This is a genomic window from Pseudomonas kurunegalensis (assembly GCF_030291635.1).
In the GTDB taxonomy this organism is placed as follows: domain Bacteria; phylum Pseudomonadota; class Gammaproteobacteria; order Pseudomonadales; family Pseudomonadaceae; genus Aquipseudomonas; species Aquipseudomonas monteilii.
Genome location: NZ_CP127871.1, coordinates 1,618,170 through 1,632,161, shown reverse-complemented (window position 1 = coordinate 1,632,161; position 13,992 = coordinate 1,618,170). Strand labels below are relative to the sequence as shown.

General features: G+C 63.5%; 17 protein-coding genes. 7 read left to right on the top strand and 10 right to left on the bottom strand.

Annotation, left to right across the window (positions count from 1 at the left end; genetic code table 11):
• Positions 1-36: 36 nt before the first annotated feature.
• The 4 genes from QQ992_RS07350 to QQ992_RS07335 form a co-directional block, all read right to left on the bottom strand.
• Positions 37-369 (bottom strand): ribonuclease E inhibitor RraB, encoded by a 333-nt coding sequence (locus QQ992_RS07350; RefSeq protein WP_016715077.1) that lies wholly within the window; start codon positions 367-369, stop codon positions 37-39.
• Positions 370-548: 179 nt separating this feature from the next.
• Positions 549-785, bottom strand: coding sequence for a hypothetical protein (locus QQ992_RS07345; protein WP_016715076.1), 237 nt, complete (start codon positions 783-785; stop codon positions 549-551).
• A gap of 145 nt (positions 786-930) precedes the next feature.
• A complete protein-coding gene (locus tag QQ992_RS07340) occupies positions 931-2,988 on the bottom strand; it encodes an LTA synthase family protein (protein ID WP_016715075.1) in 2,058 nt (685 codons plus the stop codon).
• A gap of 141 nt (positions 2,989-3,129) precedes the next feature.
• Positions 3,130-3,321, bottom strand: coding sequence for a PLDc N-terminal domain-containing protein (locus QQ992_RS07335; RefSeq protein ID WP_012271091.1), 192 nt, complete (start codon positions 3,319-3,321; stop codon positions 3,130-3,132).
• 126 nt (positions 3,322-3,447) lie between these two features.
• Here QQ992_RS07335 and QQ992_RS07330 point away from each other — a divergent pair, with 126 nt between their 5' ends.
• Complete coding sequence (locus QQ992_RS07330) at positions 3,448-4,386, top strand: ZIP family metal transporter (protein ID WP_286112810.1); 939 nt, start codon at positions 3,448-3,450, stop codon at positions 4,384-4,386.
• 152 nt (positions 4,387-4,538) lie between these two features.
• Here the strand turns inward: QQ992_RS07330 and QQ992_RS07325 are convergent, their stop codons facing one another.
• Positions 4,539-5,069: a hypothetical protein gene (locus tag QQ992_RS07325; protein WP_016715073.1), complete on the bottom strand. Its 531-nt coding sequence runs from the start codon at positions 5,067-5,069 to the stop codon at positions 4,539-4,541.
• Positions 5,070-5,129: 60 nt separating this feature from the next.
• Positions 5,130-5,654, bottom strand: a complete 525-nt coding sequence (locus QQ992_RS07320) for an ankyrin repeat domain-containing protein (protein WP_286112809.1) — start codon at positions 5,652-5,654, stop codon at positions 5,130-5,132.
• 265 nt (positions 5,655-5,919) lie between these two features.
• Here QQ992_RS07320 and QQ992_RS07315 point away from each other — a divergent pair, with 265 nt between their 5' ends.
• A complete protein-coding gene (locus tag QQ992_RS07315) occupies positions 5,920-6,192 on the top strand; it encodes a DUF3509 domain-containing protein (RefSeq protein ID WP_016715071.1) in 273 nt (90 codons plus the stop codon).
• A gap of 49 nt (positions 6,193-6,241) precedes the next feature.
• On the opposite strand, the gene QQ992_RS07310 is transcribed toward QQ992_RS07315, so the two are convergent.
• From QQ992_RS07310 to aroC, 3 genes are all read right to left on the bottom strand, one after another.
• Positions 6,242-6,778 carry an oxidase gene (locus tag QQ992_RS07310; protein ID WP_286112807.1) on the bottom strand — a complete coding sequence of 179 codons (537 nt, stop codon included), beginning with the start codon at positions 6,776-6,778 and terminating at the stop codon, positions 6,242-6,244.
• Entirely contained in the window at positions 6,778-7,932 is a 1,155-nt protein-coding gene (locus tag QQ992_RS07305; protein ID WP_286112805.1) for an MFS transporter, read from the bottom strand. Before QQ992_RS07305 ends, QQ992_RS07310 begins: the two co-directional genes overlap by 1 nt.
• A 145-nt stretch (positions 7,933-8,077) precedes the next feature.
• A complete protein-coding gene (gene aroC, locus QQ992_RS07300) occupies positions 8,078-9,169 on the bottom strand; it encodes a chorismate synthase (protein ID WP_016715068.1) in 1,092 nt (363 codons plus the stop codon).
• Positions 9,170-9,407: 238 nt separating this feature from the next.
• Between aroC and QQ992_RS07295 the strand changes: the two genes are divergently transcribed.
• Both QQ992_RS07295 and QQ992_RS07290 read left to right on the top strand, forming a co-directional pair.
• Entirely contained in the window at positions 9,408-10,370 is a 963-nt protein-coding gene (locus tag QQ992_RS07295) for an alpha/beta hydrolase (protein ID WP_286112804.1), read from the top strand.
• Between the two features lie 65 nt (positions 10,371-10,435).
• Entirely contained in the window at positions 10,436-11,218 is a 783-nt protein-coding gene (locus QQ992_RS07290) for a hypothetical protein (protein ID WP_286112802.1), read from the top strand.
• A 49-nt stretch (positions 11,219-11,267) separates the two neighbouring features.
• Here the strand turns inward: QQ992_RS07290 and prmB are convergent, their stop codons facing one another.
• A complete protein-coding gene (prmB, locus tag QQ992_RS07285; RefSeq protein ID WP_016715065.1) occupies positions 11,268-12,176 on the bottom strand; it encodes a 50S ribosomal protein L3 N(5)-glutamine methyltransferase in 909 nt (302 codons plus the stop codon).
• 180 nt (positions 12,177-12,356) lie between these two features.
• Between prmB and QQ992_RS07280 the strand changes: the two genes are divergently transcribed.
• From QQ992_RS07280 to QQ992_RS07270, 3 genes are all read left to right on the top strand, one after another.
• A complete protein-coding gene (locus tag QQ992_RS07280) occupies positions 12,357-12,947 on the top strand; it encodes a cysteine hydrolase family protein (RefSeq protein WP_016715064.1) in 591 nt (196 codons plus the stop codon).
• 86 nt (positions 12,948-13,033) lie between these two features.
• Complete coding sequence (locus tag QQ992_RS07275) at positions 13,034-13,354, top strand: hypothetical protein (RefSeq protein WP_016715063.1); 321 nt, start codon at positions 13,034-13,036, stop codon at positions 13,352-13,354.
• Between the two features lie 60 nt (positions 13,355-13,414).
• Entirely contained in the window at positions 13,415-13,975 is a 561-nt protein-coding gene (locus QQ992_RS07270) for a Smr/MutS family protein (protein WP_016715062.1), read from the top strand.
• The last annotated feature ends 17 nt before the right edge of the window (positions 13,976-13,992 follow it).

The following is a 13,992-nucleotide window of genomic DNA, read 5'->3' as shown; positions in this document are numbered from 1 at the left end:
CGCGGGCGAACCCGCGAAAAAGGCAACACAATACGCTCAGGCAATCGGCCGCTCATGCTTGACGCCCCACCCTTCCACCTCCCCCCCATAAGGTGTCACCAACTGTTCAAAGGCCTCTTCAAAGTCGCCAATCCCGCCATAGGTGGCATACATGACCTTGCTCAGTTCCAGGTGCCAGGCACCGTCGCCCAGCTCCTTCACCTGGGCATTGAGCGATTCGCCACGAAACTGCCCGGCCGCGCGGCGGGCCCCTGCTTCGTCGGGGAATACGGCATAGAACTCGATGGGGTGGATCTGGGTGAAGTCGAACCCGCCTGCTTTCATCTGGCGCAGGACGTTGCTGCTGATATCGTCGTTCTGGCTGCTCATGAATCGTCCTCCTGAATAATGCTATGGATAGACTTTCCGTGCACTACGCACCTGCCGGCAGTCATTGGCCGGGCAGTTCGAGCTGATGCAAGACGCGAATTGAAGCGGTGCCAACCCGCAGAATAGGCGGCACCTTCCAGTAGCGTAGTGCCTGCAAAGGCACCACGCAAACGTGTGGGTCAGGGTGCTTCGTGAATGCTGGTGATGGTCACGCCGCTATGCTCTTTCAGCCAGCGGGCGGTGGGGGAAATGGTACGGTCCTGGAAGTCGTTGAGGTCCAGCTCGTCCATCACCGGGAACAGGTGCGAACGGATGGCCCGCGCGGCATCCTCTTCGCTGGGACAGTGCTCGGCCCGCAGGGTCATGGTGGACGGTTCGCCTTTCTGATCGGCAAAGATGACTTCCCACGCTTTCATTGAACGAGCCCTCTCAATTCAAGAACACCAGTTGGTGTGATGCCTGAATAACTGACCTTGGGGCTGAGAGAATGTTCAGTCAGGGAAACTTGTGCTGGCCCATTCGCGGGCTTGCCCGCGAATGGGCCGCACAGCGGCCCCCGCTTTACTTCGGTGTACCGTGCACTACACCGGCAGTGTTATCCAGCAGGCTCTTGGTCGCGGTCTGAATGTACGCTTCGAGCTTCTTGAGCATTTCCGGCTGGTCCGGGCTTTCGATCAGCTCAGCCTTGAACTCGCTGCCCAGCTGGTAGCGGTACATACGCGGGCTCATGTCCTTGGACTCGATCAGGATGCGGTCGCCCTGTACTAGGCCAACAATCTGCTCGCTGCCCGACGGCTTGATCATGCCCACACCCTGGTCGCCTTCAGGCAGGTTGAGCAGGTCGCGGCCCCAGCACTGGTGACGGGTCTGGCCACCCAGGCGGCCCATGATGGTCGGCACGATATCGACCTGGGTACCCACGGTGTGATTCACCGCACCGAACTTCTCCTGAATGCCCGGGGCAATCAGCAGCAGCGGTACGTTGAAACGGCCCAGGTCCAGCTCGGTGACCTGCTGGTGGTTGCCAAAGCCGTGGTCGCCGACGATGACGAACAGGGTTTCCTTGAAGTAGGGCTCTTTACGCGCCTTCTCGAAGAACTGGCCCAGCGCCCAGTCCGAATAGCGCATGGCGGTCAGGTGCTCATCCAGGCGGCCTTGGCCTGTGACCTTCTCGACCGGCAGGTCTTTCGGCAGCGCATATGGCGTGTGGTTGGACAGCGTCTGCAGCAGCGCGTAGATCGGCTTCTTGCCGTCGTGCTTGGCCAGTTCCTCGTTACCGCGGTCGAACATGTCCTGGTCGGACACGCCCCAGGTCGGGTCGGAGAACACCGGGTTGACGAAGTCGTTCCGGCCGATGAAGGTGGTCATGCCCTGGTTGCCGAAGAACCCGGACTGGTTGTCCCAGGCAAAGTCGCCGTTGTAGACGTACACGTCGTCGTAGTCGCGGGCGCTGAGCAGGGCCGGCAGGCCAGACAGCTTGTGGCCGCCTTCCGGGGTTTGCATCAGGTACTCGAAGCCTGGCAGGTTGGGGAAACACGCCATGGTGGCAAACATGCCCTGGTGGGTATGGGTGCCGTTGGAGAAGAAGCGGTCGAACAGCAGGCCTTCTTTGGCCAGCTTGTCGAAGTACGGGGTGATGTTGTTGGGACTGCCCAGCGCGCCCACCGAATGGCCGGCGAAGCTCTCCATGAGGATCACCACCACGTTCTTGATCGGCAGGGTGCGGTCAGCCGGCGGCACGAAGTCGCGGCGGATGGCAGCCTCGTCGGCATCGACCAGGGTGTCATTGGCGGTCAGCAGCTGTTCGCGCACGCTTTGCGTGGCCACGTTCTGCTCCAGCACCGGCTTCCAGATGTTGGCGCGGTCTTCGCCGAAGCGGCTCTTGGCGGCGTCGATCAGGGTCAGGGTGCCGTTCAGGCCCAGCTGGTTGACGAAGTTGGAGTCGGTGGTGAAAGCATCACCCCAGCGCATCGGCGGCCCTTGGCGCAGGGTGCCACGGGCAGCGACCACGGCCACCAGCAAAATCACCATGAACACCGCCAGGCGGTTGTACCACGGTGCAACGCGCTGCACGCCCTCACCCCGGGTGGCACGGTCGATACCCTTGAACAGCAGGCTCAACAGCCAGGTGCCGAAGGCCCAGGCCAGCAGGTAGCGCACCACCGGGAAACCGTACCAGAGCATGCTCATGACGGTTTTCGGGTCTTCCTTGATGTACTGGAACACCAAGCCGTTGAGGCGCTGGTGGAACTCACGGTAGAAGTCCATCTCCATCAGGCCGAGGAACATCACCACGCTGGAGGTGAGGGTCAGCCAGAAGCGGAACACGCCACGCCGGGCCATGGCCCAAGGGCTGAGGATCGCCAGCAGCAGCGGGATGCTGAGGTACACCACCACCCGCAGGTCGAAGCGCAAGCCGTTGAGGAAGCCTTCGGCTACCGTGGAATACGGCGTATCGCCGACCATGTCGCTGTTGTAGACCAGCAGCGCCAGGCGCACCAGGCTGAGCATCAGCATGATCACCAGGCCACTGAGCAGCGTGTAGGCCAGGTGGGATTTCAGGGTCGGCGAAAACGACGTTCGCGCGCCCTGTTGCTTCAAGGCGTCCGTGTTAGCCATGAATGGGAAGGTCCTAGGATTGCGGTTTGCGAAGAGGCGCTGGCGCTAGACCAACGCAGCATTGTGCGGGTGCGGATTCTGTTTAAACCAATGTGAAAATTTTGTCACTGGGGTGTTGCGGGTTTTGTCTGTGCCGGCCTTTCAGATGCGCACATTCCCCCGCGGCCCCGCGATGGCCCAAATCACCAGGCCCACCACCGGCAGCAAAGCAATCAGCAAGATCCACAACACTTTGATGCCCACCTCGCTGCCACTCTTGATCACATTGAGGATGGCCCAGATATCCAGCGCCAGGATGATTAGCCCTACCAGGCTGTTGAATGTCGACCCCATGCTAAAACTCCTGTCAAAAGGCTTTGCTGCACAGCATAGTCAGCTATCGCGCCGATAGAAGCGAATCCTTGGCGGCTGGCGCAGGTCTCTGAGTAGACTGCCTGTATTCATTGATTCGAGGTTCGTATGCCCCCCGCCCACACGCAAAGCGCCGCCCCACCCTCACTGCTGAACGCCTGGCGCCAGCAGGTCGTGAATACGCCTTGGCTCAGCGCCGGCCTGGGGCTGAGCCTGCTGGCGGTGGTCGTGCTGCTGGGCGCCAGCCTGTGGAACGCGGTAAACGGCGACCACGCCGACAACCTGCACCTGGCCGTGCTGGGCGGGCTCTCGGGCTTTGGCGCCACGGCTTTAGGCGCCGTGCTGGCGGTGGTGCTGCGTGACGTTGGCGCACGCACTCAGGACGTAATGCTGGGCTTTGCCGCCGGCATGATGCTGGCGGCCAGTTCGTTTTCGCTGATTCTGCCGGGCCTGGATGCGGCCCGCGAAATTACCGGCAACGGCCCGGCTGCGGCCTTTACCGTGGTGCTGGGCATGGGTTTGGGCGTGCTGTTGATGCTGGGCCTGGACCGCTTCACCCCGCACGAGCATGAAAGCACCGGCCCCTGTGGCCCCGAAGCCGAGCGCATCAGCCGGGTGTGGCTGTTCGTACTGGCGATCACCCTGCACAACCTGCCTGAAGGCATGGCCATCGGCGTGAGCTTCGCCAATGGCGACATGAGTATCGGCTTGCCGCTGACCAGCGCTATCGCCATTCAGGACATTCCTGAAGGGCTGGCCGTGGCCCTGGCCCTGCGTGCCACCGGGCTGTCGAGCCTGAAGGCGGCGCTGGTGGCTGTAGGTTCGGGGCTGATGGAGCCGCTGGGGGCGGTGATCGGGCTCGGGATTTCCACAGGCTTTGCCCTCGCCTATCCAATCAGCATGGGGCTGGCGGCAGGGGCGATGATCTTTGTGGTGAGCCACGAAGTGATCCCGGAAACCCACCGCAACGGGCACCAGACGGCGGCGACCCTGGGGTTGATGGGTGGGTTTGCGGTGATGATGTTTCTGGATACCGCGTTGGGCTGAGGCTACCCTGCACAGATCTGTGTAGGAGCGGCCTTGTGTCGCGACGGGGCGCGAAGCGGCCCCAATATTTTAGCTTCGCCGCATAAATTGCCGGGGCCGCGTTGCGGCCCATCGCGACACAAGGCCGCTCCTACACGGGACCGCGCCAGACTTTAGATGTGTACAGCGACTTTCAAGGCTTCCAGGGCCGGCTCGACCTTGATGCCCACCTCTGCCCCCAACTCCAGCACCCGCGCCAGGTCGTTCTGCCCCACCATCACCATCTGCAGCTCGTCATCCAGCAACTGGCTGAAGTTCAGCAGCACATAACCTCCAGCCTCTTTGTTCAACGCCCCCATCTGCACCTGAATGCGGTTGAGCGCGGTCAGTGGCTCGGTACGGGCCAGCTGCTTGGGCTTGAGGGTGAACGGCACGCTGTTGTCGAACGAGTCGCTGATCTGCTGGAACAGGTCCTGGTAGCTGTCGGCCTGGAATACCACGGTGTCCGGCAGGCTGCCCAGCACCACCCATTCACCCAGCGGAATCGGGAACGTGTCGTCGTAGTTGATATCGGGGTTGGCGGCCAGGAAAGCAGCCGGGTCGGCATAGGCCTGGGCGGCCTCGTCGGCGATGCGCTCGATGTCGGCCTCGCGCATGCAGCCAGCGCCAATGAGGCTGATGAATTCGAGCAACTGAGTTTTCATGAAAGGGGGCCTGCGACGGGTGAAAAGTCGCCAAGGATAGCCGCAAATGCCCCCAGGTGGTTAGCCAGCCAGCGTTTGCAGGCGGGCGGCGGCGTCTACGGCCCCCATGGTTTGCGCCGCCATCAGCGCAGTGGCGCCGCGGGCATCCTGGCGCGCCGGGTCGGCGCCTTGGGCCAGCAGGAAGTCGAGGATCTCGCTGCGATTGAACATGGCCGCCAGCATCAACGCCGTGCGCCCGTCCTGCGCAGCGGCGTCCACTGGGACGCCGTGCTCAAGCAACAACCGGATCATCGCCAGGTCCCCCTTGAAGGCGGCCCCGGCGATAGGCAACTGGCCGTTGTCGTTGGCAATCAACGGGTCGGCACCGTGGGCCAGCAGCACGCGCACTGCTTCGTGGTGGCCGTGGTAGCTGGCCAGCATCAGCAAGGTATCGCCCTTATGGTTGCGCAGGTTGGCCGGCAGGCCGCTGGCGAGCAGGCGCTCAAGCATTTCGGCATCGCCCTGGCGAGCACGTTCGAATACCTGCTCGGCGAATGCGGCGGTTTCGTCGTCGGTCATGGTGGCGGGGGCGGTTTGGCGGGTCATCGGAACCTCCTGGCATAAATGATTGCCCAAGTGTTTGTCAGGCACGCCAGTGGGGTCAAAGGTTCAGTTTCTATGGGGCCGATAGGCAATGCCTGACTCGTGCAAAATGCACTGTGCAAAATGCATGACCATGCAACCTGCACGGTGGCGCCTTCGTAGAATTCCCGTAAAGCCCTGTATTTACTGGATTTTTCATGAAATTCAGATCTGGCACGGTCGCTGCAAATATCTACTCATGTCTGCCACACAACAGCCAGGAGTTGATATGGACCTCATCCAGCAAAAGTTCGTCTCGGTATTTTCTGCTTACCAGGTCAATACCCAGGCCCGCCCCGATGGCGGCGTGCTGCTGACCCTGCGCGCAGCCGATGGCAAGGTTACCCGCCGGGTGCTGACCTATGCGCAACTGCACAGTGCCGAGCAGCTGTCCTGGGCGATCAGCGCCATTCGCCGTGACCTGGCTGAACAGGCCAGTGAACTGCCGGTGATTTCGATGCTGCAAAGCCAGCAGCGGTTTGCCTTGCCGACTTACCGCTGATTTTGATGATGGTGCTACTGGCTTGCCGGCGATAGGGCCGGCAAAGCCACTACAACTCGTCAATCCCCAGAAACGCCCGCGCAGTCACATCCCCGGTAAACCGCGCCTGCGCACCCTGCTCGCTGCCATATAATCGCAGCGCCAGGCAAAACGGCGTATCCCCCAGTTCCACCCAGCGCCGCGTCCCCGCCGGCACCACCAACTGGTCACCCTTCTCGCACAGCACCGAATACACCCGGTCGCCCAAACGCAGGCCAACCTGCGCACGGCCGCTGACTACGGCAAACACCTCTTCGGCGTCATGCACATGTTCATCGCGCACATCGACCTGCGCCGGGTCTTCACCGTCGCGGTTCAACAGCACGAATGCCTTGCTGCCATGCGCCGTCATCAACTGGTCCAGATGCTCACGGCATGCGTCCAGCACCTCGCCTTCGGCCGTACCAGGGCGCACCCGCAAGCCATGCCCGGCGTGCACAAAACGCACGCCCTGCTCGGCCAGGGTGGCGACGATATCGTCGTGGTGCGTCAGCACCTTGTTCGGCAGTTCCGGGCTGGAGGGGTGGAAAACACTGAGAATACTCATCAGGGGCGGGTCCTGGTCGGTTGCGAACAAAGGGCAATGATAACGGCTGCGGCCAAGGCTGCGGCACTGGCCATACCAAAGGTGAAGGTGGGGCCCAGCAGTTTCCAGCTGTAGCCCGAATACAACGCCCCCAATGCGCCCCCGGTACCCGACAGTGCCGCGTACAGCGCCTGGCCCTGGCCTTGTTGGCGGGCGCCAAAGCTGGCCTGCACGAAGGCGATGCTGGCGGCATGGAAGCAGCCAAAGGTGGCCGCATGCAGCAACTGGGCAAAGATCAGCACGGCAGGCTCTCCTGCCAGGTTGCCCAGCAACAGCCAGCGTACGGCCGCCAGCAGGAAACTGGCCAGCAACACCCGCTGCACGCTGAAGCGTGCGAACAGGCGGCTCATGACCATGAACATCAGCACTTCGGCCACCACCCCCAGCGCCCACAGCAAGCCGATGGCACCACGGCTGTAGCCCAGGTGCTCCAGGTGAAGGGTCAGAAACGTGTAGTACGGCCCATGGCTGAGCTGCATCAGCGCCACGCAAGCGTAGAACGCGATCACCCCGGGGGCACGCAACTGCTGCAAAAAGCCACCGGCGCTGCTGCGCTCACCCTGCTCCACCGGCTGGGCATTGGGTACCCACAGGCTGGCGGCGACAATGCCCGCCATGATGGTGACCAGCGCCACCGGGTAGATGTCCAGGCTCAGCCATTCGAACAGGCGGCCCAGGCCGACCACGGTCAGGATGAAGCCGATCGAGCCCCACAGGCGCACCTGGCTGTAACGGGACGTTTGCCCGTGCAGGTGGGCCAGGGTAATGACCTCGAACTGGGGCAGCACCGCGTGCCAGAAGAACGCGTGCAGGGCCATCACCAGCGCCAGCCACGCGTAACTTTTACCGAAGAAGATCAGGGCGAAGGTGGCCAGGGTGCACAACGCCCCCAGGCGCACGATCAGCAGGCGCTGCCCGGTGCGGTCGCCCAGCCAGCCCCACAGGTTGGGAGCAACGCAGCGCATCAGCATGGGGATGGCCACCAGCTCGCCGATACGTGCCGGGGAGAAGCCCAGGTGGTCGAAATACAGCGCCAGGAAGGGGGCGGTGGAGCCTAGCAGCGCGAAGTAGAAGAGATAGAAGCTGGACAGGCGCCAGTAGGGGATGGGTTGCATGGGATGGCCTATGTGTTGCGTGTACTGGGCCTATCGCCTGTAGGAGCGAGCTTGCTCGCGATCACCGGCGTAGCCGGTGCCAGGCACCGCGCCGCTTGCATCGCGAGCAAGCTCGCTCCTACAGGTGATAGGGGGTACAGGAAGGTCAGAGCTGGCCCAGCACCGGGGTATTCACTTTTACATCGGCATTCTGCGCACGGTGGCGCAGCAGGTGGTCCATCAGCGCGATGGCCATCATCGCCTCGGCGATCGGCGTAGCGCGGATGCCCACGCACGGGTCGTGGCGGCCTTTGGTGATGACGTCCACCGGGTTGCCGTCGATGTCGATCGAACGGCCCGGGGTGGTGATGCTGGAGGTCGGCTTCAACGCCAGGTGAGCAACGATCGGCTGGCCGGAGGAAATGCCACCCAGGATGCCGCCGGCGTTGTTGCTGAGGAACCCTTCCGGGGTCAACTCGTCACGGTGTTCGGTACCACGCTGGGCAACGCTGGCGAAGCCGGCGCCAATTTCCACGCCCTTGACCGCGTTGATGCTCATCAGCGCGTGAGCCAGCTCTGCGTCCAGACGGTCGAAGATCGGTTCGCCCAGGCCCGGCATCACGCCCTCGGCCACCACGGTGATCTTGGCACCTACCGAATCCTGGTCACGGCGCAGCTGGTCCATGTAGGCCTCGAGTTCCGGTACCTTGTCCGGGTCGGGGCTGAAGAACGCGTTCTGCTCCACCGATTCCCAGGTCTTGAACGGGATTTCGATCGGGCCCAGCTGGCTCATGTAGCCACGCACGGTAATGCCCTGGGTGGCCAGGTATTTCTTGGCAATGGCACCGGCAGCCACGCGCATGGCGGTTTCGCGGGCCGAGCTGCGGCCACCACCGCGGTAGTCGCGGATGCCGTACTTGTGGTGGTAGGTGTAGTCGGCGTGGGCCGGGCGGAACAGGTCCTTGATGGCCGAGTAGTCCTTGGACTTCTGGTCAGTGTTGCGAATCAGCAGGCCGATCGAGCAGCCCGTGGTACGGCCTTCGAACACGCCGGAGAGGATTTCCACCTCGTCGGCTTCCTGACGCTGTGTGGTGTGCCGGCTGGTGCCGGGCTTGCGCCGGTCGAGGTCGTGCTGCAGGTCGGCCAGGGAAATCTCCAGGCCCGGTGGGCATCCATCGACAATGGCGACCAACGCCGGGCCATGGCTTTCGCCAGCGGTGGTGACAGTGAACAGCTTGCCGTAGGTATTGCCGGACATGGACGCTCCGCGAGTTCTGCCTGAAATGGACGAAACGAGCAGTATACAGATGGTTGGGTTGCCTGTGCGGGCCTCTTCGCGGGTAAACCCGCTTCTACACCTGGATCACCGCCCGACGTTGCTACATCACTCGGTGTAGGAGCGGCTTTAGCCGCGAAGAGGCCAAACCTGCCATGCACTGCCACAGAACCTTCCCACAAACATTGGGTCAAACCACCATCTCCCCATGTAGTACCGCATGATGTCGCGCTTCGTCGCCTTCCTCTTCCTGCTGTGCACCAGCCTGGCCCAGGCCGCCGCCCCCACCGTGCTGCAACGCCCCATCGACCTGGACACCGGCCAAGGCGTGCTGCACGGCAGCCTGTTATTGCCGCAACAGGCCACACCGCCGCCGGTGGTGCTGATCATCGCCGGCTCCGGCCCCACCGACCGCGATGGCAACAACCCGGCGTCAGGCCGGGTCGACAACCTCAAGCGCCTGGCCCTGCTGCTGGCCAACGAACACATCGCCAGCGTGCGCTACGACAAGCGCGGGGTGGCCGCCAGCCAGCCGGCCACGCCTGACGAGCGCGACCTCAGCGTGGAGCGCTATGTAGCGGACGTGGTCGCCTGGAGCCACAAGCTGAAAGCCGACCCCCGCTTCGGCCAGCTGATCCTCGTTGGCCACAGCGAAGGCGCGCTGATCGCCAGCCTGGCCGCCGAGCAGGCAGGTGCCAGTGCGGTGATCACCCTGGCCGGCAGCGGGCGGCCGCTGGCCGAAGTCCTGCGCGAACAGCTGGCCCGTCGCCTGCCGCCAGCGCAACTGGCCGGTGGCAGCGCCCTGCTCGACCGCCTGCAAGCCGGGCAGACCAGCCTGGAAGTGCCCGCGCCGCTGCGCCAGGTGTTCCGCCCCAGCGTGCAGCCATACCTGATTTCGCTGTTTCAGCAAAACCCGGCAGCCGCCTTTGCCCGCCTGCCCATGCCCGCCTTGATCGTGCAAGGGCGCAACGATGTGCAGGTGGATGTGGCCGATGCCGAACGGCTGAAGGCAGCCAAGCCGGATGCACAGCTGGTGCTGATCGACGGCATGAACCACATGCTGCGCATCAGCCCCAAAAGCATGAGCCAGCAGCGCGACAGCTACCTCAACCCAGAACTACCGCTGGCACACGAGCTGGGTGAGCGAATTGTGACGTTCATCCAGCATTTGCCTCCCGCGTAAAGTAATCGGGCTCAGGTCCTCGGCAAGCCTGCCGATACAGCAGGCATAGCCGAGGACTTGCCCTGATGACAATCGCCCCCGCCGCCGTAGAGCCGGCCGAAGAGCCCCAGCCAAGCGCCGCCCTGCCCTGGGCCGACCTTGCCGCCGAACATTTCCAGCTGCTGCGCCTGGCAGCCCTGCCCACAGACCGCAGCACCGGTGCGCGGCCGCTGCGCTTTGTGCAGTTCGGCTATGCCGAGCGTCACGACAAGGCACACAGCCTGTTGCGCATGGAAATTCAGCTGCCCGGACAGAAAGTGCACAAAGAGCAGAACCGCCTGGACATCCGCGTCGACCATGCCGAGCGCCTGGTGCGTATCGGCAATGAACATGGCCTGCAACTGGAACCGGTGAACCGTGGTATCGGCCGCTTCATGCTGGCCCAGGCCGTGCAGTGGCTGCAGCGCAAGTGGTCGCACTATCGGGTGGAGGGCATGGCGCTGCCGAGCAAGGATGCGTTGAACGAGGACTCGCGCCTGCGCCGTGACCACTGCTTGCGCGGGGTGGGTATCGAGGTGGAGTACGAGGACGGCCAGCATTTGAAGGGCCGTACCGTGGACATGACGGTGGGCCAGCTCAAGGCGGCCTGGAGCAGCGAGCGGCTGCAACGGGTGGAGATTCTGGATGCCGCCAACCTGCTGCAGCAGGCCGACCAGCAGTTGCAGGAAAAGGAAGGGCAACTGCGCGAGCGTGATGAGCGGGTGGCCAAGTACCAGCGCGAAGACGGCGGGTTGCGCTTTACCATTACCTGCCTGGTGGCGTTTGCGGTGTTCCAGGCGGGGCTGTTGATCTGGATCGCTACGCGCTGAGACCGCGTGAACCGGTAGAGATTGGGGCCGCTTTGCGGCCCCAAAAGGCTCAGACCCGGGCTTTGAACAGCTCCTGGTGCTGACGGCACTGCTCAGCGGTCAGCATGAACACTCCATGCCCGCCCCGCTCGAATTCCAGCCAGGCAAAGTCCACCTCGGGGTACAGCGCCTCGACATGCACCTGGCTGTTGCCCACCTCGACAATCAGCAAGCCCTTGTCAGTCAGATGGTCTGCCGCTTCGGCCAGCATGCGCCGCACCAGGTCCAGGCCGTCGTTGCCGCAGGCCAGGCCCAGCTCGGGCTCGTGGTGGTACTCGGCCGGCATGTCGTCGAAGTCTTCGGCATCGACATACGGCGGGTTGGACAGGATCAGGTCGAAACGCTGCCCCGGCAGGCCGCCAAAGCCATCACCCTGCACGGTGTACACGCGGCCGTCGAGGCCGTGGCGTTCGATGTTCTGGTTGGCCACTTCAAGCGCCTGGAACGACAGGTCGGCCAGCACCACCTCGGCCTCGGGGAACACGTCGGCAGCTACGATGCCGATGCAGCCCGAGCCGGTGCACAGGTCGAGAATGCGCGCAGGCTCGCTGGCCAGCCACGGCTCGAAGCGTTTTTCGATCAGTTCGCCAATGGGTGAACGCGGTACCAGTACCCGTTCGTCGACGATGAACGACATGCCGCAGAACCAGGCCTCGCCCAGCAGGTAGGCGGCAGGCACGCGCTCTTCAATGCGGCGTTTGAGCAGGTGCTGCAGGCGTACCCGCTCATCGTCCTCGAGCATGCAGTCCAGGTAGCTGTCGGCCACCTCCCATGGCAGGTGCACCGCACCCAGCACCAGCAGGCGGGCCTCGTCCCAGGCGTTGTCGGCACCGTGGCCGAAGAACAGGTCGTGCTCGTGGAAGCGGCTGACCGCCCAGCGGATGTAGTCGCGCAGCGTGCGCAGACGGGATGTGATCACGGGGTACTCCTATTTCAGACCGGACAAAAGTCTAACAGCCCCACCCGCACATTTGTTCCTTTGCCTTACCCAAAGGCTAGCCACAGGCCAGTAACCATGCCGCTTGCGTTGTCAACCATTCCCATTGGCGCCAAGGCAGGGGACAATAGGTATACAAAAGCCCTATCCAAGGAGCCCTTGATGTCCGTTCCAACCACGATGTTCCGCCTCACTGGCCGCGACTACCCGCCGGCCAAGCTGAGCCACGCCAGCCTGATCATCATCGATGCGCAAAAGGAGTACCTCAGTGGTCCCCTGCAGCTGTCGGGCATGGACGAGGCCGTGGCCAACATCGCCAGGTTGCTCGACGCCGCGCGCAAAAGCGGCCGTCCGATCATCCATGTACGCCACCTGGGCACTGTCGGTGGCCGCTTCGACCCACAGGGCCCGGCCGGCCAGTTCATTCCGGGGCTGGAGCCCCAGGAAGGCGAAATCGTCATCGAAAAGCGCATGCCTAACGCGTTCAAGAACACCAAACTGCACGAAACCCTGCAGGAGCTCGGCCACCTGGACCTGATCGTCTGCGGTTTCATGAGCCACTCCAGCGTCAGCACCACCGTGCGCCGCGCCAAGGACTATGGTTACCGGTGCACCTTGGTGGAAGACGCCTCGGCAACCCGCGACCTGGCCTTCAAGGACGGGGTAATCCCGGCCGCACAGATCCACCAGTGCGAAATGGCCGTGATGGCCGACAACTTCGCTTGCGTGGCCCCCACCGCCAGCCTGATCTAAGGGGCTGGGCACGACCGCCCGGCAGCCGGGCGGAACCCGATGGGCGGCAGCAGGTCGAATTCCGGATATCCACAGAGGAGAGCGGAATGAAGCTTAAAGGCAGTTTCGACGCCAAGCGCCTGCGCCCGCGCCAACCGCGTAACTGGGGCGCCCGCCTGGCGGCCGGCCTGTCGGCCCTGCTGGCGACCCTGGGCGTGCTGCTGGCCATGGCCGGTGTTGCCGGCCTGCTGGGTAACTACCCTGCCCTGCAAGAACTCAATGCCAACAAGCCGCTGTCCAGCATCCTCACCGGGGCTGGCTTGCTGCTGCTTTGGCTGGGTGTGCGGTTTTGGCGGCGCAGCCGTATTCGCTTGCGTCGCGGGCGGGAGTTGAACCTGTCGCCGCACCTGATGAAGAAGCATGATTGATGGCTTGGTATCACCTACGCCCCACAGTCGCGTAAACTACGCCGCCCACGTGGAGGCATCATGCAAGACGACGATTTTTCCCTGTTCAAGGCCGAAGTGCGCGGCGTAAAGCAAATCCGCCACGACCGTGCCGAAGTCGGCAAGCCCAAGGCCGACCGCCAGCAGCTGGCTGGCCTTCGCCAGGCAGCGACAGTACGCAGTGACAAGGCCCTGGTGATCGACGGCATGTCCGATCAGTTCGTCATCGACGTTGGCGCCGAAGACGAACTGATGTGGCGCCGCGACGGCGTGCAGGAAGGCCAGTTGCGCAAGCTGAAACTGGGGCAGATTCCGTTCGAAGGCAGCCTCGACCTGCACGGCATGACCGTGGAAAAGGCCCGCGAAACCCTGTGGGACTTCATCGCCGAAGCCACCAAGCTGGAAGTGCGCTGCGTGCGGGTGACCCACGGCAAGGCTGCACGCCTGGACGGCAAGCGTCCGATGATCAAGAGCCACGTCAACACCTGGCTGCGCCAGCACCCGCAGGTGCTCGGTTTTGCCTCGTGCAGCGCCCGCCACGGCGGCACCGGCGCGGTGTATGTGATGCTCAAGCGAACCATGCTCGAAGGCCGCGACGAGTAACGCCGCGCTTGCAGCGC